The 15,517-nt window shown below is 73.2% G+C and carries 15 protein-coding genes and 1 pseudogene; 4 read left to right on the top strand and 12 right to left on the bottom strand.

Translation table 11 applies throughout. From position 1 onward, the window contains the following. The first annotated feature begins 49 nt into the window (after positions 1 to 49). Positions 50 to 862, top strand: coding sequence for a cyclopropane-fatty-acyl-phospholipid synthase family protein (locus QC282_RS02310; RefSeq protein ID WP_279547449.1), 813 nt, complete (start codon positions 50 to 52; stop codon positions 860 to 862). A 20-nt stretch (positions 863 to 882) separates the two neighbouring features. On the opposite strand, the gene QC282_RS02305 is transcribed toward QC282_RS02310, so the two are convergent. The 6 genes and pseudogenes from QC282_RS02305 to QC282_RS02280 all read right to left on the bottom strand — a co-directional run bounded on the left by QC282_RS02305 (position 883) and on the right by QC282_RS02280 (position 6,709). Beyond that, entirely contained in the window at positions 883 to 1,665 is a 783-nt protein-coding gene (locus tag QC282_RS02305) for a thioesterase II family protein (protein ID WP_279547448.1), read from the bottom strand. After that, positions 1,662 to 2,717, bottom strand: a complete 1,056-nt coding sequence (locus tag QC282_RS02300) for a ketoacyl-ACP synthase III family protein (RefSeq protein WP_279547447.1) — start codon at positions 2,715 to 2,717, stop codon at positions 1,662 to 1,664. Before QC282_RS02300 ends, QC282_RS02305 begins: the two co-directional genes overlap by 4 nt. A 17-nt stretch (positions 2,718 to 2,734) precedes the next feature. Next, positions 2,735 to 3,436 (bottom strand): hypothetical protein, encoded by a 702-nt coding sequence (locus QC282_RS02295; RefSeq protein ID WP_279547446.1) that lies wholly within the window; start codon positions 3,434 to 3,436, stop codon positions 2,735 to 2,737. 125 nt (positions 3,437 to 3,561) lie between these two features. Continuing rightward, positions 3,562 to 4,788 (bottom strand): cytochrome P450, encoded by a 1,227-nt coding sequence (locus tag QC282_RS02290; protein WP_279547445.1) that lies wholly within the window; start codon positions 4,786 to 4,788, stop codon positions 3,562 to 3,564. A 278-nt stretch (positions 4,789 to 5,066) separates the two neighbouring features. Next, positions 5,067 to 5,579 (bottom strand): annotated as a pseudogene (locus QC282_RS02285) (GNAT family N-acetyltransferase); the annotation flags it as partial. A 158-nt stretch (positions 5,580 to 5,737) separates the two neighbouring features. Further along, on the bottom strand, positions 5,738 to 6,709 hold the full coding sequence (locus tag QC282_RS02280; RefSeq protein ID WP_279547444.1) for a helix-turn-helix domain-containing protein: 972 nt from the start codon (positions 6,707 to 6,709) through the stop codon (positions 5,738 to 5,740). A 106-nt stretch (positions 6,710 to 6,815) separates the two neighbouring features. Here QC282_RS02280 and QC282_RS02275 point away from each other — a divergent pair, with 106 nt between their 5' ends. Continuing rightward, positions 6,816 to 7,847, top strand: coding sequence for a trans-acting enoyl reductase family protein (locus QC282_RS02275; RefSeq protein WP_279547443.1), 1,032 nt, complete (start codon positions 6,816 to 6,818; stop codon positions 7,845 to 7,847). A gap of 84 nt (positions 7,848 to 7,931) precedes the next feature. Here the strand turns inward: QC282_RS02275 and QC282_RS02270 are convergent, their stop codons facing one another. Together QC282_RS02270 and QC282_RS02265 are read right to left on the bottom strand one after the other, a co-directional pair. Then, positions 7,932 to 8,987: a glycoside hydrolase family 5 protein gene (locus QC282_RS02270; protein WP_279547442.1), complete on the bottom strand. Its 1,056-nt coding sequence runs from the start codon at positions 8,985 to 8,987 to the stop codon at positions 7,932 to 7,934. Between the two features lie 384 nt (positions 8,988 to 9,371). Then, the gene (locus QC282_RS02265) at positions 9,372 to 9,932 is read right to left on the bottom strand and encodes a hypothetical protein (RefSeq protein ID WP_279547441.1); all 561 of its coding nucleotides are present in this window, start codon (positions 9,930 to 9,932) and stop codon (positions 9,372 to 9,374) included. 382 nt (positions 9,933 to 10,314) lie between these two features. On the opposite strand from QC282_RS02265, the gene QC282_RS02260 reads away from it, so the two are divergent. Together QC282_RS02260 and QC282_RS02255 are read left to right on the top strand one after the other, a co-directional pair. Next, the gene (locus QC282_RS02260) at positions 10,315 to 11,016 is read left to right on the top strand and encodes a hypothetical protein (protein WP_279547440.1); all 702 of its coding nucleotides are present in this window, start codon (positions 10,315 to 10,317) and stop codon (positions 11,014 to 11,016) included. Positions 11,017 to 11,253: 237 nt separating this feature from the next. Beyond that, positions 11,254 to 11,397, top strand: coding sequence for a hypothetical protein (locus tag QC282_RS02255; RefSeq protein ID WP_279547439.1), 144 nt, complete (start codon positions 11,254 to 11,256; stop codon positions 11,395 to 11,397). A gap of 99 nt (positions 11,398 to 11,496) precedes the next feature. Here the strand turns inward: QC282_RS02255 and QC282_RS02250 are convergent, their stop codons facing one another. From QC282_RS02250 to QC282_RS02235, 4 genes are all read right to left on the bottom strand, one after another. Next, positions 11,497 to 11,889: a GNAT family N-acetyltransferase gene (locus QC282_RS02250; protein ID WP_279547438.1), complete on the bottom strand. Its 393-nt coding sequence runs from the start codon at positions 11,887 to 11,889 to the stop codon at positions 11,497 to 11,499. Between the two features lie 309 nt (positions 11,890 to 12,198). Beyond that, positions 12,199 to 12,930: a ferritin-like domain-containing protein gene (locus QC282_RS02245; protein ID WP_279547437.1), complete on the bottom strand. Its 732-nt coding sequence runs from the start codon at positions 12,928 to 12,930 to the stop codon at positions 12,199 to 12,201. 194 nt (positions 12,931 to 13,124) lie between these two features. Next, entirely contained in the window at positions 13,125 to 14,303 is a 1,179-nt protein-coding gene (locus tag QC282_RS02240) for a Cmx/CmrA family chloramphenicol efflux MFS transporter (RefSeq protein WP_279547436.1), read from the bottom strand. 382 nt (positions 14,304 to 14,685) lie between these two features. Continuing rightward, on the bottom strand, positions 14,686 to 15,429 hold the full coding sequence (locus tag QC282_RS02235; RefSeq protein ID WP_279547435.1) for a carbonic anhydrase: 744 nt from the start codon (positions 15,427 to 15,429) through the stop codon (positions 14,686 to 14,688). Positions 15,430 to 15,517 lie beyond the last annotated feature (88 nt).

Genomic DNA, 15,517 nt, shown 5'->3' with positions numbered 1-15,517 from the left:
CAACCGTCATCCGGCACCGCACCACAACACGTGAGGCAAGAGGTACGGGATGATTTCAACGCACCGGTCCAACACCGAGGCCGTGGCCGAACTCTACGACTCGTTCAGCGAGTTGCACTCCCGGGTCTGCGACAGCAATCTGCACCTCGGCTACTGGGCGGACGCGTCGGACCACTCCACCTTCCAGGCCGCGACCGAGCGTCTGACGGCACTCATGGTCGAGCGACTCGCGCCGCTGACCGGCCAGCGCGTGCTGGACATCGGGTGCGGGATCGGCCGGCCGGCCTTCCATCTGGCCGGCGGACACGCGGTGGAGGTCGTCGGCGTGTCCGTCAGCCGCTGCCAGATCGAGCACGCCAGCACCAGGGCCCGCGAGATCCGGCTCGCCGACCGGGTCCACTTCGAGCTGGCCGACGCCCAGTACCTGCCCTACCCCGACGACTCGTTCGACGCGGGCTGGTTCTTCGAGTCGCTGATCCACATGCCCGACAAACCGCGGGCGCTGCGCGAGGCGGGGCGCGTCCTGCGGCCGGGCGCCCGGCTCGTCATCGCCGACATGTTCCACGAGCCCGGCGAGGACTGGTCCGCGATCCACCCCCTGGTCACCGCCTTGCCGCTCGACGCGTACGAACCGCTCCTCGCCGGCGGGGGCTTCGACGTCCTGGACGTCACCGACGTCACGCCGCACATCCGCGTCCCCGAACCGGTACGCCGCAGACTGCGGTCGATGCTGCTCGAACACCGCGCGGAATGGGTGGACCTCGCCGGCGAGGAGGTGGTGCGCACCCTGCTCGACCCGGAGACCGACACCTTCTACACACCCGGCCTCGGCTACGTCCTCATCACCGCACGCCGGCGCTGACCCGCACCCCGGGGGACGGCTCAGGGCACGAGCGCCCGCAGCAGTTCGTCCGTCAGGTGCCCGAGCAGTTCCTCCCGCGACGGCCCCAGGAAGAAGTGGCCGCCGGGCAGCACGGCCGTGGCGCACCCGGCGTTCGTCACCTCCGCCCAGGCGGCCAGCGTCGCCGGGGTGGTCTCGGGGTCCTCGGCGCCGCCGTAGGCGACGACGGGGCAGCCGAGGGGCCGCCCCGGCAGATAGCGGTACGTCTCCAGCATGGTCGTGTCCGCGCGCAGGATCGGCAGGTACAGCGCGCGCATCTGGGCGTCGGTCCGCAGCAGCGGCGGAATGGCCCCGTACCGGCGGTCCAGCACGTCGAGGTACTCGTCGTCCGGCAGCCGGTGGACGCCGCCCGCATACGTGCGCTGCTGCGGGGGATTGCGGGCCGACACGGCGAGCAGGACCGGCTCCGGCAGGCCCCGCTCGCGCAGCGCCCGCGCGGTCTCGAACGCCAGGAACGCGCCCAGGCTGTGCCCGAACAGGGCGTAGGGCCGCGTCAGCAGGGGCGCGAGGGCGTCGGCCAGTTCGCCCGCCGTCGCCACCAGATCGGTGCGCAGCGGTTCGTGCAGGCGGGCGTCGCGGCCGGGCATGCGCACCGCCCACGGTTCGATCACCCCCGGCAGGCGGTCCGCCCAGCCGTGGTAGACGGCGGCGCCGCCACCCGCGTAGGGGACGCAGATCAGCCGCAGCAGCGGAGCGGGCGCCGTCGCCTCCCGCATGCGCAGCGCCCACAGGTCCCCGGGCCGGCCCGGTGCCTCGACCGTCATGCGGCCCGGTCCGGCACGGCCGCCCACGCGGGGACGTCGAGCATCTCCACGACCGCGCACGAGAAGGAGATCCCGGCCCCGGCGCCCAGCAGCATCACGCGGTCGCCGCGCCGCAGCTGACCGGTCGACACGAGGTGGTGCAGGCCGCTGGTCTGGTCGTTGGCGCCCGTGTGCCCGACCGAACGCCCGAAGTCCCACACGCCCTTGGCCACGCCGGCGTCCTCCCCGAAGGGTTCCAGCAGGCGGTGGAGCACGTTCAGGTCGCCGACGAACTGGTGGGCGACGCGGGTGATGTCGTCCGGGGCGAGCCCCGCCTCGTCGAGGGTCTCCTTGATCAGGGCGCGCTGCGTCTCGCCCATCAACTGCCCCGCGTTCACGAGGTCCTGACCGCCCTTGTAGGTGGCGGCGCGGTCCCGCAGGTCCACCTTGACGCCCGCCGTGCACCCCGGCGGGAAGAGCGGTTCGCCGCCCCGGTTCAGTTCCTCCAGTTCCGGCAGTGACACCGCGCGGACGTTGACCAGCCGTGCGAAGCCGGTCCGCCGGGACAGCACGCAGGCCGTCGCCGCGTCCCCGAACAGGCCGCCGGGGGTGGCCCGCCACCGGTCGACCAGCGGATCGCCCCAGTTGTCGGCCGACGTGATCAGGGCGGCCGTACGGTCCGGCGCCGCCGCCAGATAGGCGCCGGCGAGTTCCATCGCGGCGAGGAAGCCGTTGCAGCCCTGGCGGACCTCCAGAGCCGGGATGGTGCCGCCGACGGTGTTCCGCAGGACGTAGTGCTGCGGCGACCACAGGTCGGGGCCCTGGTGGTTGCACGACACGTGCATCAGGATGTCGATGTCGGCGGGTTCGTGCCCGGACACCTCAAGGGCCTGGTGCGCGGCCTCGATCGCCAGGTCCGGGGCGGGCACGTCGCCCGCGACGGCCACCGACTCCCAGCCGAGGGCCTCCGCCTCCGCCGCGTCGTACCACCCGGCGGCCACGGCCTCCTCGGTGGTGACGCGCCCGGGGATGCGGGCGCCCAGACCCGCGATGTACAGGTCGGACAGAAGCATGGTCGAAGGCCTCTCGCTCAGACGGGATCGGTCCGGTGGGCGGGAACCGGGGACGGTTGCTCCAGCCCGTGGTTGCGCAGGGAGAACGTGCGGGTGGTGAGCCGCATGCAGGGCTGGATCAGGGTGTCGACGAACACCAGGAAGCAGATCGTGCCGAGCCCCACCGGCCCGCCGAGGACGTGTCCGCAGCCCAGCAGGACGAGTTCGAGGCTTCCCTTGGCGGCCCAGAACGGCCAGCGCCAGCGGTGCGTCATGGAGATGGCCACCAGGTCCATGGCGCGGATCCCGACCCCGCTCATGATGATCAGCGCGGACCCGTACGTGCACAGCAGGACGCCCACGATCATGACTGCGCCGGGCGGGAGCGGCAGTTGGCCGGCGGCTTCGACGGCCCGCAGCACGTCGATCAGGCTGCCGCACAGGAAGAAGGTGACGAACGGCGACAGCGGGGGCCGCCGCCGGTTCCAGGCCGCCCAGACGACGAGGCACACCAGGGCCACCGCCGCCTGGACGATGCCGATGGTCAACGGGGCGTGTTCGAGGACGCCGAGGGCGAAGACGTCGAGGGGATCGGTCCCCAGGTCGGCGTGGATGAAGGCGGCCGCCCCACTGGAGAACAGCAGACAGCCGCCCAGGTAGACCAGGTGGCGCTGACGGTGGGCCGCGAGGTGGCTGCACAGCCGCAGGAGTGCGCTCTCGCCGCGGGAGGCGTCACTCACGAGGTGCTCCTGGGAAGCCCGGCAACGGGTGCGAGGTCGTCACGGACGACGAGCCTGGCGCACCGGCCGGGACGACCGCCCTGGTACCTGCCCCAGCATCGACCCCAGTTCCGCGTACCCGGTGCTCAGCGGGCGTGCAGGTACACCGGGAGCCGCTGGTGCCCGTTGCTGATCAGGGACGCCACGGGCCGGAGTTGGTCGGCCGGTTCCGCGAGGTGGACGCCGGGGAAGCGGTCGAAGAGACTGTGCAGGGCGAGGGCGACTTCGAGGCGGGCGAGGGGCGCGCCGAGGCAGAAGTGGACGCCGTGGCCGAAGGCCAGATGTTCCTTGACGGTGCGTGCCGCGTCGAACGTGTCGGCGTCCCCGTGCCAGTCGGGGTGCCGGTTGGCGGCGGAGTAGGAGGCGAGGATGGCCTCGCCCCGGGCGATGGTCCGCCCGTCGGGGAGCGGGATGTCGGTGACGGCGTACCGCAACGGCAGGTGTTTGACGGCGGGTTCGTGACGCAGCGTCTCCTCGACGACGTCCTCCCAGGTGACGGCCCCGCTGCGGACCAGTTCCCGTTGGTCCGGGCGGGTCAGCAGTGTGAACACGGCCTGGTCGATGACGTTGACCGTGGTCTCGTAGCCGGCGCTGATCATCAGCAGAAGCGTGTCGCGCAGTTCCTGGGGCGTGAGGCGGGAGCCGTCGCTCTCGTCGTCCCGCGCGGCGATGAGCAGGGACGTCATGTCGTCGCCGGGAGCGCTGGTCTTGGCGGCGATGAGCTGTTCCAGGAGCTCGTACAGGCCGACGGTGTTGGCCTGGGCCTCCTCCGGGCCGAGCGTGGTGTCGAAGACGCGGTCCACGAGGTCGCGGAAGTCGTCCCGCTGGTCCTCCGGCAGACCCATGAGGTGACTGATCACCCCGATGGGCAGCGGGTAGGCCAGTTCCTGGCGCAGATCGACCGGCTCGTGCGCGGGCAGGCCCGCGAGGCGGTCGACGAGCGCGGTCACCATGTCCTCGACGGCCGGTTTCATGGCGGCGATCCGGCGGGAGCTGAAGGCCGGCGCCACCAGCCGGCGCAGCTTGCGGTGGTGGGGACCGTACGCGGTGAACATGTTCTCCACGGCCACCCACAGCGCGAGCGGCCAGGTGCCGACCGCCTCCGCGAAGGCGGGCCAGTGGGCGCGGGCGTCCTTGGAGACGTGCGGGCTGATGAGCAGCCGCTTGAGTAACACGGGGTCGCTGACCGACCAGGCTTCGACGCCGAGTATGTCGACCCGGGTGGCCGGGCCGCGCTCGCGCAGGGCGCGGTCCTCGGCGTGGTGGTCGGCGCCGGTGGGGTCGAGGACGAGCGGAGGCTGCTGCTGGGTCATGACCGTGCTCCTGTCGTGCGGCGGGCGGGGCGAGCCGACGGCCGGGGCCGCCGGGGCGCGGTGGAAGCGCCCCGGACGCCGGGTGAGTTCGGCGACCGGGACCATACCCCTGGCGCTCACGCGTCGTAACAGCCCGGTGACCATGAATGCGGGTGGCCGGGAGTTTGGGCCGAAAATCATCCGCCGGTCGGCAACGCAACGCGCCCCGACCGGGCCGCACCCGCCCACGCCGCGAGGCCGCCCTCCGGGCGACGGCGCCACGTTGCGGTCACGACCTGGATGCCGAACGGCGTGGCGTAGCGGAGCGTGCCGCTCGGCAGGGGGTGGCCGTCGTCGAGGGCGAGCGCCATGAGGGCCTCGTCCGGGACGTCGACGGTCACGCCGATGCCGTGGGCGGAGGCCCGGGTGAAGCCGAACCGCGGATAGTACGACGGATGCCCGAGCACGGTGACGAAGCGCTCGCCGAGCTCCGCGGCGGCCCGCAGCGCGGCACGGACGGCCGCGGAACCGGCGCCGGTGTTCTGGTGCTCGGGCAGGACGGCGACGGGCCCCAGGCACAGGGCAGGAACGGTGCCGATGTGGCAGCGCGTCAGCAGCGCGTGGCCGACGGGCCTGCCGTCCTGACCGGTGGTGACGACGGACAGGCCGTCGATCCACGCCTCGTCGGCGCGCAGGGCCTCGACGAGGTCGGCCTCCAGCGGGGTGTCGAAGGCCGCGAGGTCGATCTCACGGATGGCGGAAAGGTCGGCGCCGGTCTCGGCGCGCGTGATCCAGTCGGGGTGCGCACGCATGGCGGAAGCAGGGTCCGTTTCTGAAGGTGTCGGTTGGCCGTGTGCCGCGAGCCGACGCTCCCGGCGGGGCGGGACAGAACGAGATCAGGCCGTCGCCGGGGACGCGAGGACGATCCGGGCGCCGTGCAGGGCAGTGACCCAGTGACCTTGGGCCCCGCTCACCGGAGGACGGCGTCCTCCGTGCCGCTCCGGGGCCGTGTGCGGAAGGTCCGGCGGTAGGCGTCCGGGGGAACGCCGACCGTGCGGTTGAAGTGGCGGCGCAGCGTCGTGGCGGTTCCCATGCCGGTGGCCCTCGCGATGGCGTCGACACTGCTGTCGGTGTTCTCCAGCAACTCCTGCGCCCGGCGGATCCGTTGGTCGAGCAGCCACCGCAGCGGGGTCGTGCCGGTCGCCGCCCTGAAGTGACGGCCCAGGTTGCGCGAGCTCATCCGTGCCCGACGGGCCAGGTCCTCCACGGTCAGCGGCTGGTCGAGGCGTTCCATCACCCAGGGCAGCAGCTCCGCGAGCGGGTGGTCGTCCCGGGCCGGCACCGGGGACGCGACGAACTGCGCCTGGCCCCCGGCCCGGTGCGGCGGCACGACCAGACGGCGGGCGACGGCGTTGGCGACCGACGAGCCGTGGTCGCGGCGGACCAGATGCAGGCACAGGTCCAGCGCCGCCGCCTTGCCGGCGGAGGTGAGCACGCTGCCGTTGTCCACGTAGAGCACGTCCGGGTCGACCTCCACCTCGGGATGGCGGGCGGCCAGGACGTCGGTGTGCGCCCAGTGCGTGGTCGCGCGCAGCCCGTCCAGCAGCCCGGCGGCGGCCAGCACGAACGCGCCCGTGCACAGCGAGGCCACCCGTGCTCCCGCCTCGTGGGCCACGCGCACCGCGTCGACCAGATCGGCGGGCGGGGCCACGTCGACGTCCGCCCAGGCGGGCACGATCACCGTGTCGGCGTCCCGCAGCCCGTCGAGCCCGCGGTCGCTCTCCAGCCGGAACCGGCCGACGCGCACGGCGCCCGTCCCACAGAGGGCGACGTCGTACCACGGCACGGTCACGGCGTCCGGGGCCGAGCCGAACACCTCGTACGCCACGGCCAGTTCGAAGTGCAGCATGCCGTCGGTGACGGCCAGCGCGACAGTACCCATGTCCGGAAGTGTACGGGGCGTGTCGTTCCGGACACTCACCTTTGGTGGCCCGCCCCCGTCAGGATGTCCGCAGGCCCAGGGGATCGTCCGAGCACGGGAGAAACACATGGCAGCGCGGCAGACGGTCGTGGTGTACGGCGCGTACGGGCACACCGGACGCTTCGTCGTGGCGGAACTGCTGGACCGCGGCCTCGTCCCGGTCCTCTCCGGCCGCGACGCCGGCAAGCTGCGGGTACTCGCGGCGTCCCACCCGGGACTCGCCGTGCGTCCCGCGTCCGTCGACGACCCGGTCTCGCTCGACCGCGCACTGGACGGCGCGGCGGCCGTGATCAACTGCGCCGGGCCCTTCGCCACGACCGCCGCCCCGGTGATCGAGGCGGCCCTGCGGGCCGGGATCCCGTACGTGGACGTCGCGGCCGAGATCGAGGCCAATGCCGACACGTTCGCGCACTTCACGGACCGGGCCCGCGCGGCGGGGGCGGTGATCGTCCCCGCGATGGCCTTCTACGGCGGCCTCGGCGACCTGCTCGCCACCGCGGCGATGGGCGACTGGACGACGGCCGACGAGGCGCACATCGCGTACGGGCTCAGCGGCTGGCATCCCACCGCCGGCACCCGCGCGGCGGGCGAGGTCTCCCGGCGGCGGCGCGACGGCCGACGGGTCCGCCACACCGGTGGGCGCCTGGAGTACCACAACGACGACCTGCCCCACCTGAAGTGGGCCTTCCCCGAACCGATGGGCACCCGCGCCGTCCTCGGCGAGTTCACCATGGCCGACGTCGTCACGATCCCCAGCCACCTGTCCGTCCCGGAGGTCCGCACCTACATGACCGTCGAGGCGGCCCGGGACCTGTCCGACCCGGACACGCCGGCGCCGGCAGCGGTGGACGGGCGGGGGCGGTCCGCGCAGACGTTCCTGGTCGACGCCGTGGTGCGGTCCGGCGGCGCCGAACGCCGTGCCGTCGCCAGGGGCCGGGACATCTACGCCGTCACCGCGCCGCTCGTCGTGGAAGCGGTCCGGCGCGTTCTCGCGGGCAGGACCAGGACCGTCGGAGTGGCCTCCGCAGGTGACATGTTCGACGCCCTGGGCCTGCTGCGGGCCCTCGCCCCGCACATCACCGTCGACATGGACGTGTAGACACAGCCGGCGCGGGCCGGGGGCTGTCGCGGCCTCCGGCCCTTCCTGCGTGCCGGGTCGCTGCCGTACGACCCGGCGCGGTGCTCAGCCGGTGGGGAAGCTGTCCGGGGTCCTGATCCGGTCGCGGATCCACACGCCGGCCGGCTTGAGCGGAGCGGTGCCCGTCCAGGGGCCGTTCGCGTCGCAGGTACCGGTGGTGAAGACGGCGCCGGTGCGGTGGTCGTCGGAGAAGTTCCAGTTGACCCAGCTGATCTGCTTACGGCCCATCAGATCCAGGTACCGCTGGGCGCGGTCGAAGTCGTTCGGCCCGTCGCCGCTGGCCTCCTGGGTGCCGAACTCGGTGACGAAGACGGGGATCCGGTCCGACGCCCGGTCGAGCGCGCTCAGGTACTCCTCGCCGTGCGAGGCCGCGTAGAAGTGGAACGTGTACATGATGTTGCTCGCCCGGACCGGGTCGTTGACGACGTCCGTCTCGTCACGGCCGTCCGAGATGCCGAGGGAGCCCCAGCCGTGGGTGCCGACGAGGATCGGGGTGTCGGGGGCCTGGGCGCGGACGACGGGGATGAGCTGCTCGGCGTAGGACTTGATCCGCGACCAGCTCACGCCGTTGGGCTCGTTGGCGATGTCGTACAGCAGGTTGGTCTTGCCGCGGTGCCGCTGGGCGATCTCGGTGAAGAACGTCTTGGCTCGCTCCAGGTTGTGGTTGGGGTCGCCGGGCGTGAGCTGGTGCCAGTCGACCAGCGCGTACATGCCGCGGGCCGTGGCCATCTCGATGAGTTCGTGCACCCGGTCGGTGAACCCGCGCGGGTCGGTCTCGTAGCCGCCCTCCTGGACGTAGAGCGAGATGCGCAGGACGTCGGCGTTCCAGTCGCCGGCGAGCGCGTCCAGGGAGCCGTCGGTCAGGCACTGGCTGTACCACTGCAGGCCGTGGCTGCTCATGCCGCGCAACTGGATCGGCTTGCCGTACTGGTTGCACAGCTTGACGCCGCACACCTTCAGCCGGCCGTTGATCGCGGCCGGGGTGGCGTTCTCGCTTCCGGTGGGAGCGGACGGGGTGGCGGTGGCGGGGGAGGGGCCGAGGGTGAGGCCGAGGCCGGCGAGCAGCGCGCCGGCGAGGAGAGTCGACAGAGGTGTACGCATGACATCCTCGTGGTGGGGGGTCAACTGGCGTTGGTCTTGCCGGTGGTGGTCGGGGAGCCGACCGGTTGGCGGCCGTGCGTGTTCCGCTCGAACACCTTCGGCTCGACCGATGAGGGGGCGTCAGGGATCTCCTCGTCGTGGGGGCGAGGGGCGTGTTTCCCTGGAGTGACTGTTAGGAAAGTTTCCTTACGGTGCTCGGAGGTTAAGGGCTCTGACAGAACGCGGTCAAGGGTGTGGGCAGGGCGAGCGTTGCGGAGGCGTGTTCAGAGGTCGGCGGCCTTCCCGCCGGACGCGAGGGAGCGTCAGTGGAACGCGACGGGGACGAAAGGCGCGTTGGCGCCGATCGTCGCCGGACGGTGTCGTACCGCCGCCCCGGTGGTCGTCTCAGCCGGCGGCCGACGCCGACGACGACGGCGTCGCGGTGACGGAACCGGGCGACGCGTGGGTCGCCGTGGGGACTCCCCCCGGCGCCCCTTCCAACTGCTCCACGGTGGTGCCGTTCGGTGTGCCGCTCGGCGTGCCCGCTCCGATGGACAGCAGCGACCAGGCTCCGAGGGCCAGGGTGATGGCGGCGGCGGTGGCGATCACGCGGACGACGCGCCGGAGCCTGGCCCGGCCGTCCAACTCCCGCCAGGCCGGGCCGGCCCACGGGTCCTCGGGCTGCCACACGTCGCCCACCGGACGTGTCTCGGGATCCGCCGGCCGGTGCGGGGGCTGCCTGCGGACGTCCTGCTCCGTGGTGCCGCCGTCGGCAGCCCGGTCGACCGCGTCCAGGGGACGGTGCCGTGCCCGCGCCCGTTCCCGAGCGGAGGGCTCCCTCGGGGCGGAGGCGCGGATGGCGCTCTCGCTGTCGGCGAGGAACTTCAGCCACACCTCGTCGGGGACGGGCGGCGTCGGCTCCGGCTCCTCGGGCGTCCTGTCGGCGCCCGGCCCTTGGGTGGTCATGGTCCCCCTCGTCTGCCCCTGGTGTACCGTCCGCGGCCCTGCGAGCGGCGCTGCAGCGGCGCTGCGAGCGGCACGGGAGGGTGCCCCCGGGCCGCGACCGCACCGGCGAGATCATTGCACGGTTGCAACTCGGCTCGGCGGGGCGCGATCGGGGCCGAGCCCCGAGCCGTCTCGGGCGAACCGCCTTCGCGCAGTCCGAAGATGGGAGGACGGCGGGTCCCGGGTAACGCGAGGGCGCGCCCTCGTTGCCTGGTCCCGGCAATGTCGGCACTCCCCGCGCGTCCGGCCGGAGGCAGTGTGCACCGCCGCCCGTTCGGCCAGGATGCGGAGCCAGGGCCGAACGGGAAGAGACAGTGGGGGTGCATGAGGGGTGGCCACGCGGATGAGTCGACATCACCGGCCCGCGCCCGCTCCCGAGCGCCACCTCATGACGCATCTGCGCAGCACGGTGTGGGGGCCGGCGGAATTCATGGGCCTGCCGCCGCGACGGCAGGTCGCCAAGGGCTTCCTCGTCGGATGCGTGGGAGCCGGGCTGATCGTCGGGAGCACCGTCGCCGGTGCCTGGTACGGCGTTCCGGGACTGTCGGACGGCGAGGGCGGCCTGGTGTGCGCCGCCGCGCTGGCCCTCCACCTCTGCCTGGTGCGAGCGGGGCGGGCGCTGATCGGCGTCGTGGTGGTACTCGCGGTCTGCCTCGCCCTGGAGACTCCCCAGGCGGCCGAGAGCCTCGTACTGGCGGTGCGGGGGCGGGTGCAGCCGGTGGTGGTGACGTCCGTCGAAGGTGGGCCCGGGGCCGTCTCCGGCCGGGGCCGCCGTTCGTGCTCGGTGGCCGACCGCGACGGCACACCGCTGAAGCCGCGCGTCTGGCTCGGCTGCGGACCGGCCACCCGGCCCGGCGACGCGCTCGCCGTCGTGTACGACACGGCGGGCAGGGTACCCCCGCGAGGGCTGGACGTCAGGGCCTCCCGCCCGGCGCCGCTGCGTGATCTGTGCGGCTGGGCTGCCGCGCTGGTCACGGGGTGCGTGATCGCGGTCGTACGTTCTTTCCGTCTCTCGCACACCACCGGGCACGCGGCCACCCGTTGATCGTTTTCTTTTCCCTTGCTTTGCATTGTGCAAAGATTGCCGGGTGTCGAACAGGGGTGGCGATCCCGGGGAGGAGATCGGCGTATGGCGGACGCGTTCACGCCGCGGCGACCGAGGTCGGCGGGGCCGGGACTCGGCCCCTGGGACTGCCCGAGTCCCCCCGGAGGGGTGCGGGGCAGGTCCGCCCCGGTCGTCGTGCACAAGCCCTTCTTCGCCGGGGGCCGTCAAGTCTCGCTGATGGGCGAAGTGGTGGGCGTGGCGAGGTGTGTCGCGGACGTGCTGGCCGTTGTGCGGCGGGTCGGCATCATCGTGGGCCACGAGGAGGCGGGTGCCACGCCCCTGATCGAATGGCGGGGCGGGGGCGTCGACCGCTGGCAGTGAGCGTGCCGGGGGCGGGGTCGTGGCCGTGGCCGGGGTCGTCGCTCCGCGTCGTCGGCGAGTGGGGGCCCGGCGAATCGGCGGCAGTGAACCGGTCTGCGTTCAGCGGTGCGGCCAGTGCTCCAGCGCGGAGCGCCACCCCCGCCGGAGGGCGCCCATGAGATGGCGGCACAACGGGCCGCCACGGGGCAGCGGTACCCCGGTCTCCTCCGTCATCTCACGGAAGAAGGCCCGGCCCTCCCGGGTCTGCGGGGTCGTGCTCCACCGGTGACCCGGGTGGCGCGCCAGGAGGGAATGGGTGAGTTCGCGGCCCAGGCCCTGGCGCTGCCAGCGGTCGCCTATCCAGATGTCCAGGATGCGCCCCGTCCGGCACGACGGGCAGACACGGAAACGCAGCCGCCCGACGAGACGGTCGCCGCGATCGAGCAGGACGATCTCGGTCGGAGCCGCAGCGGTGGGCGCGGCAAGGCCCTTCAGCCGCAAGGTCGGATCCACCGGCACCCCTCCTCCCGCAGCCCTCGCCGTCCCCCTCGGGAAAGACAATTCGGTGCACACTATGGAGCATCCGTGTGCGGCTGGTGAAGGGGTCGGACGGTACCGGGCCCAACCTGCCGGCGACGGCCCGGAGCTTCGTTGGTCACGACCGTCGACGGCGAACGCCACCACAGCCCGGTCATCGAACTGCCCGTCACCGAGTTGCCCGCCCCTGAGCTGCGTCACCTGCCGACCGGTGCCGAGCGCGTCCTGGGCGACTTTCTGTGCCTGGCGGCCCGCCTGGACCGCCGGGCACCTGCGTTTCCGGCGTCAGCCCGCGTCCGACCACACGACCGAGTGGGGCGACAGCACGGCGTTGACCACCGCGCGGGACGATCCCATGACGTCGGCCGTGAACCGCAGGCGCCCGAGGCCGAGGCGGCGCAGCGCCGGGCCGTGGTCGACGGCGACGACGAGGGAGCCGGCGAGCAGGAGCAGTTGCCACAGAGCCATCACCGGGCGCCGCACGGCACGGGGCAGTTCGGCCAGCGAAGCGTGCAACCGACGGCAGTGGAAGGGGACGTGGCGCTGCTCGTCGGCCAGGATGCGTCCCGCGACGTCCGAGGTGAGCGAGTCGCCCGCGCCGTCGCGCAGCGCGCGGTAATAGCGCAGGGCCACCACCTCCGCGATCATCAGCACCAGCAGTTCCAGACGCAGGCCCATCAGATGCCGCAGCCGTACGAAGACCGTGTCGCTCCAGTGGCCGTTCAGCGTCGGCATCCCGCCCGCGGCCAGCAGCCGGGCGAGCAGCCGGGCGTGGTTCTGTTCCTCGGCCACGAAGAGGCGGACCGCCTGCGCGTAGTCCGCGTCACCGGCCTCGTCCGCCTTGCCGACGAGGTTGGCGCCGTCTCCGTCCTCGCCGACCTGGAAGCGCTGGATGCTCGCCCACACCGCCGGGTGCAGTGCCGCGCCCCGCTCCCAGTCCGGGTCGCCCTGGGCGTGCCTGCGCTCGCGCTCGTCCTCGAACCGCCGTATCCACTTGTCGAACCCGTCCGTACGCACCGGGGTCCTCCTCTCCGGGGCACGGCCGCCGTGTCCCGAAGAGGGACGACGCGGCCGACGGCCGAACCGTTCCACGGCCCTCGGCAGGGCCGCCGCCCAGGACCGAGGCGATCGGTGCCTCCGCCGAGCCGGGATCGCCGGATGCGCGCGGGGACTCCAGGCGATGGCGCGACGCCCCCCGACGGGCGGCCTCGTCAGGCGGGCGCCTCCTCGTTCCGGCCCGCCGTGACGGCGTCGCGGAGGGGGAGGACGACGAGCAGCGCGACGGCGACGAGGAGGGCGCTGGCCCACAGCGGGCCGACGTTCCCGGCCGCCGTGCCGAGGGTGGTCGCGGCGACGAGCGGCCCGGCGGCGGCGCCCGTGTTGAGCGCGGCGGTCGCGTAGGAGCCGGCCATGGTGGGCGCCGGCGCCGCCTCGTACAGGATCCGCGCGATCAGCGTGCTGCCCAGCGCGAACGACAGCGCCCCCTGCACGCAGACGAGGACGAGCAGCGCCGCCGGCCTGTCGGCCAGTACCGCGAGGGCGGGCCAGCCGACGAGGAGCAGCGGGCCGCAGACGGCGACGACCAGGCCCGGACGCCGGTCGGAGTACCGGCCGGCGACGGTCACACCGGCGAAGGAACCGGCGCCGAACAGCATCAGGGCGACGGGCACCCACAGCTCACCCAGCCCGGCGGTGTCCGTGACCACCGGAGCGAGGAAGGTGAAACTCGCGAACGTCGCCGCGTTCACCAGCGCGCCGAGCCCCATGACCACGATCAGCCGCGGACCGGCGAGCTGCGCCAGCTCCGAGCGCAGAGCCGGTCGCCCCGTGCCGTCCTGCCGCACGGGGCGGGCCGGGATGCCCGCGAGGATGCCGAGGGCGGCGGGCAGGCAGAGCACGGCGACCGCCCAGAAGGTGGCCCGCCACCCGAGCCAGGCGCCGAGCACGGCTCCGCCCGGGACACCGGCGATCGTGGCCAGCGTCGTGCCGGACAGCAGCACGGCGAGCGCCCGCCCCTTCTTGGCGGGTGCCACCAGAGTCGTGGCCGTCGTCAGGGCCACGGCCCGGAACCCCGCGTTCGCGAGCGCCGCGGCCACCCGGGTCGCGAACAGGACGGGAAAACTCGACGTGGCGGCGGCCACGGCATGGGCCGCCAAGAACACCCCGACGAACCCCAGAAGGCTGGAGCGCGGCGGCCAGTTGCGGGCGAGCGCGGCCATGAGCGGCGCTCCGACGATCATCCCGACGGCGAACGCCGAGGTGAGTGTGCCCGCCGCCCCGACCGTCACGTCGAGATCCGAGGCGATGTCCGGCAGGAGACCGGCGAGCATGAACTCCGATGTGCCCATGGCGAAGACGGCCAGGGCAAGCACGTACAGGGGGAGAGGCATCGAGAGGCTCCGAGGTGAGGAGAAGCACGAGAAGGAGACGTCTCGTCACCGCGGTCAACACCCCACGGGTCCACGGGGCACACGTGTCCGGCCGCAGCGCGCGGCGGGACGACGCGGTTACCGGATCAGCGGTTACCGGCTCAGTGGTTCAGGGGGCTGACGGCGTGACCGAAAGCCCCCACCTTGGATGCCTCGGGGCTCGACATGGGCTGGATGCTACCCGACGGCGGCCCTGCGAACGCCGGTCGGGTGAGGTCGGCACGACTGCCCTCCCCAACTTCTGCGGGAGGCCGCGTCCGGCACGACTGCCCTCCCCGGCTTCTGCGGGAGGCCGCGTCCGGTACGGCCGGACCGACCGGTCGGGCAGCTGCGCCCGGGCGTCTCAGTCGACGCGGTGCACGCGCTGGTTCGTCAGCTCGTAGCGTGCCCCCACGACCGCGAGGCGGCCGGCGGCCACTCGCGTGGCGAGGTCCGGTTCCGCCGCCAGACGGGCGCGCACCAGCCGCACGTTGGCGTCGACTGTCGCGTCGACACGGGCGTCGCCCTCCAGGCTGTGGTCGATGGCCGGGGTGATCTGATCGGCGAGGTACTGGATGTGGGCGGGCAGCCGCTCGCCGGACTCCTCGGCCTCGACCGCCGCGCGCACGGCACCGCACGACTGGTGACCGAGCACCAGGACCAGTGGGATGTTCAGCTCCAGCACGCCGTAGGCAACGCTGCCGAGCACCGCCTCGTCCAGGACCTCACCGGCGCTGCGCACGGTGAGCAGATCGCCGAGGCCCTGGTCGAACACCAGCTCCGGGGGCACACGCGAGTCGACGCAGCTCAGCACCACGGCGAAAGGATGCTGGCCCGATATCAGCGCCTCACGGACGTCACGCGTCTCGTCCGGGTGCTTCTCACGGTAGGTGCGCCACCGCCGGTTGCCGGCCTCCAGCTCGCGCAGCGCCTCGGCGGGCGTGCCGGGGCGTGGACGCGGACGGGGCGCGGCGGACGCGGGGGAGACGCCGACGGCGAGTGCGGCGCCGACGGCCGCCGCCCCGCTCAGAGCGCCTCGCAGCAGCGAGCGGCGGGCGGGCTTCGGCTCGGCGGGCAGTGAAATGGCCGCAGGAGAAGGAGAGTTCACGAAATGAACGTATGTCTGAATCCCGGTGCCCCTCGCACCGCTACCGAACCGTGGCCGGAGCATGGGGAATCCATGGCCACGCCCTGGT

The sequence above is a fragment of the Streptomyces sp. DH24 genome (assembly GCF_029813775.1).
Lineage (GTDB): Bacteria > Actinomycetota > Actinomycetes > Streptomycetales > Streptomycetaceae > Streptomyces.
This window is presented reverse-complemented; position numbering and strand designations above follow the sequence as displayed.

Coding starts and splice junctions, on each gene's coding strand:
- QC282_RS02310 (WP_279547449.1), top strand. CDS start 50: ATGATTTCAACGCACCGGTCCAACACCGAGGCCGTGGCCGAACTCTAC.
- QC282_RS02305 (WP_279547448.1), bottom strand. CDS start 1,665: ATGACGGTCGAGGCACCGGGCCGGCCCGGGGACCTGTGGGCGCTGCGC.
- QC282_RS02300 (WP_279547447.1), bottom strand. CDS start 2,717: ATGCTTCTGTCCGACCTGTACATCGCGGGTCTGGGCGCCCGCATCCCC.
- QC282_RS02290 (WP_279547445.1), bottom strand. CDS start 4,788: ATGACCCAGCAGCAGCCTCCGCTCGTCCTCGACCCCACCGGCGCCGAC.
- QC282_RS02280 (WP_279547444.1), bottom strand. CDS start 6,709: ATGGGTACTGTCGCGCTGGCCGTCACCGACGGCATGCTGCACTTCGAA.
- QC282_RS02275 (WP_279547443.1), top strand. CDS start 6,816: ATGGCAGCGCGGCAGACGGTCGTGGTGTACGGCGCGTACGGGCACACC.
- QC282_RS02270 (WP_279547442.1), bottom strand. CDS start 8,987: ATGCGTACACCTCTGTCGACTCTCCTCGCCGGCGCGCTGCTCGCCGGC.
- QC282_RS02265 (WP_279547441.1), bottom strand. CDS start 9,932: ATGACCACCCAAGGGCCGGGCGCCGACAGGACGCCCGAGGAGCCGGAG.
- QC282_RS02260 (WP_279547440.1), top strand. CDS start 10,315: ATGAGTCGACATCACCGGCCCGCGCCCGCTCCCGAGCGCCACCTCATG.
- QC282_RS02255 (WP_279547439.1), top strand. CDS start 11,254: ATGGGCGAAGTGGTGGGCGTGGCGAGGTGTGTCGCGGACGTGCTGGCC.
- QC282_RS02240 (WP_279547436.1), bottom strand. CDS start 14,303: ATGCCTCTCCCCCTGTACGTGCTTGCCCTGGCCGTCTTCGCCATGGGC.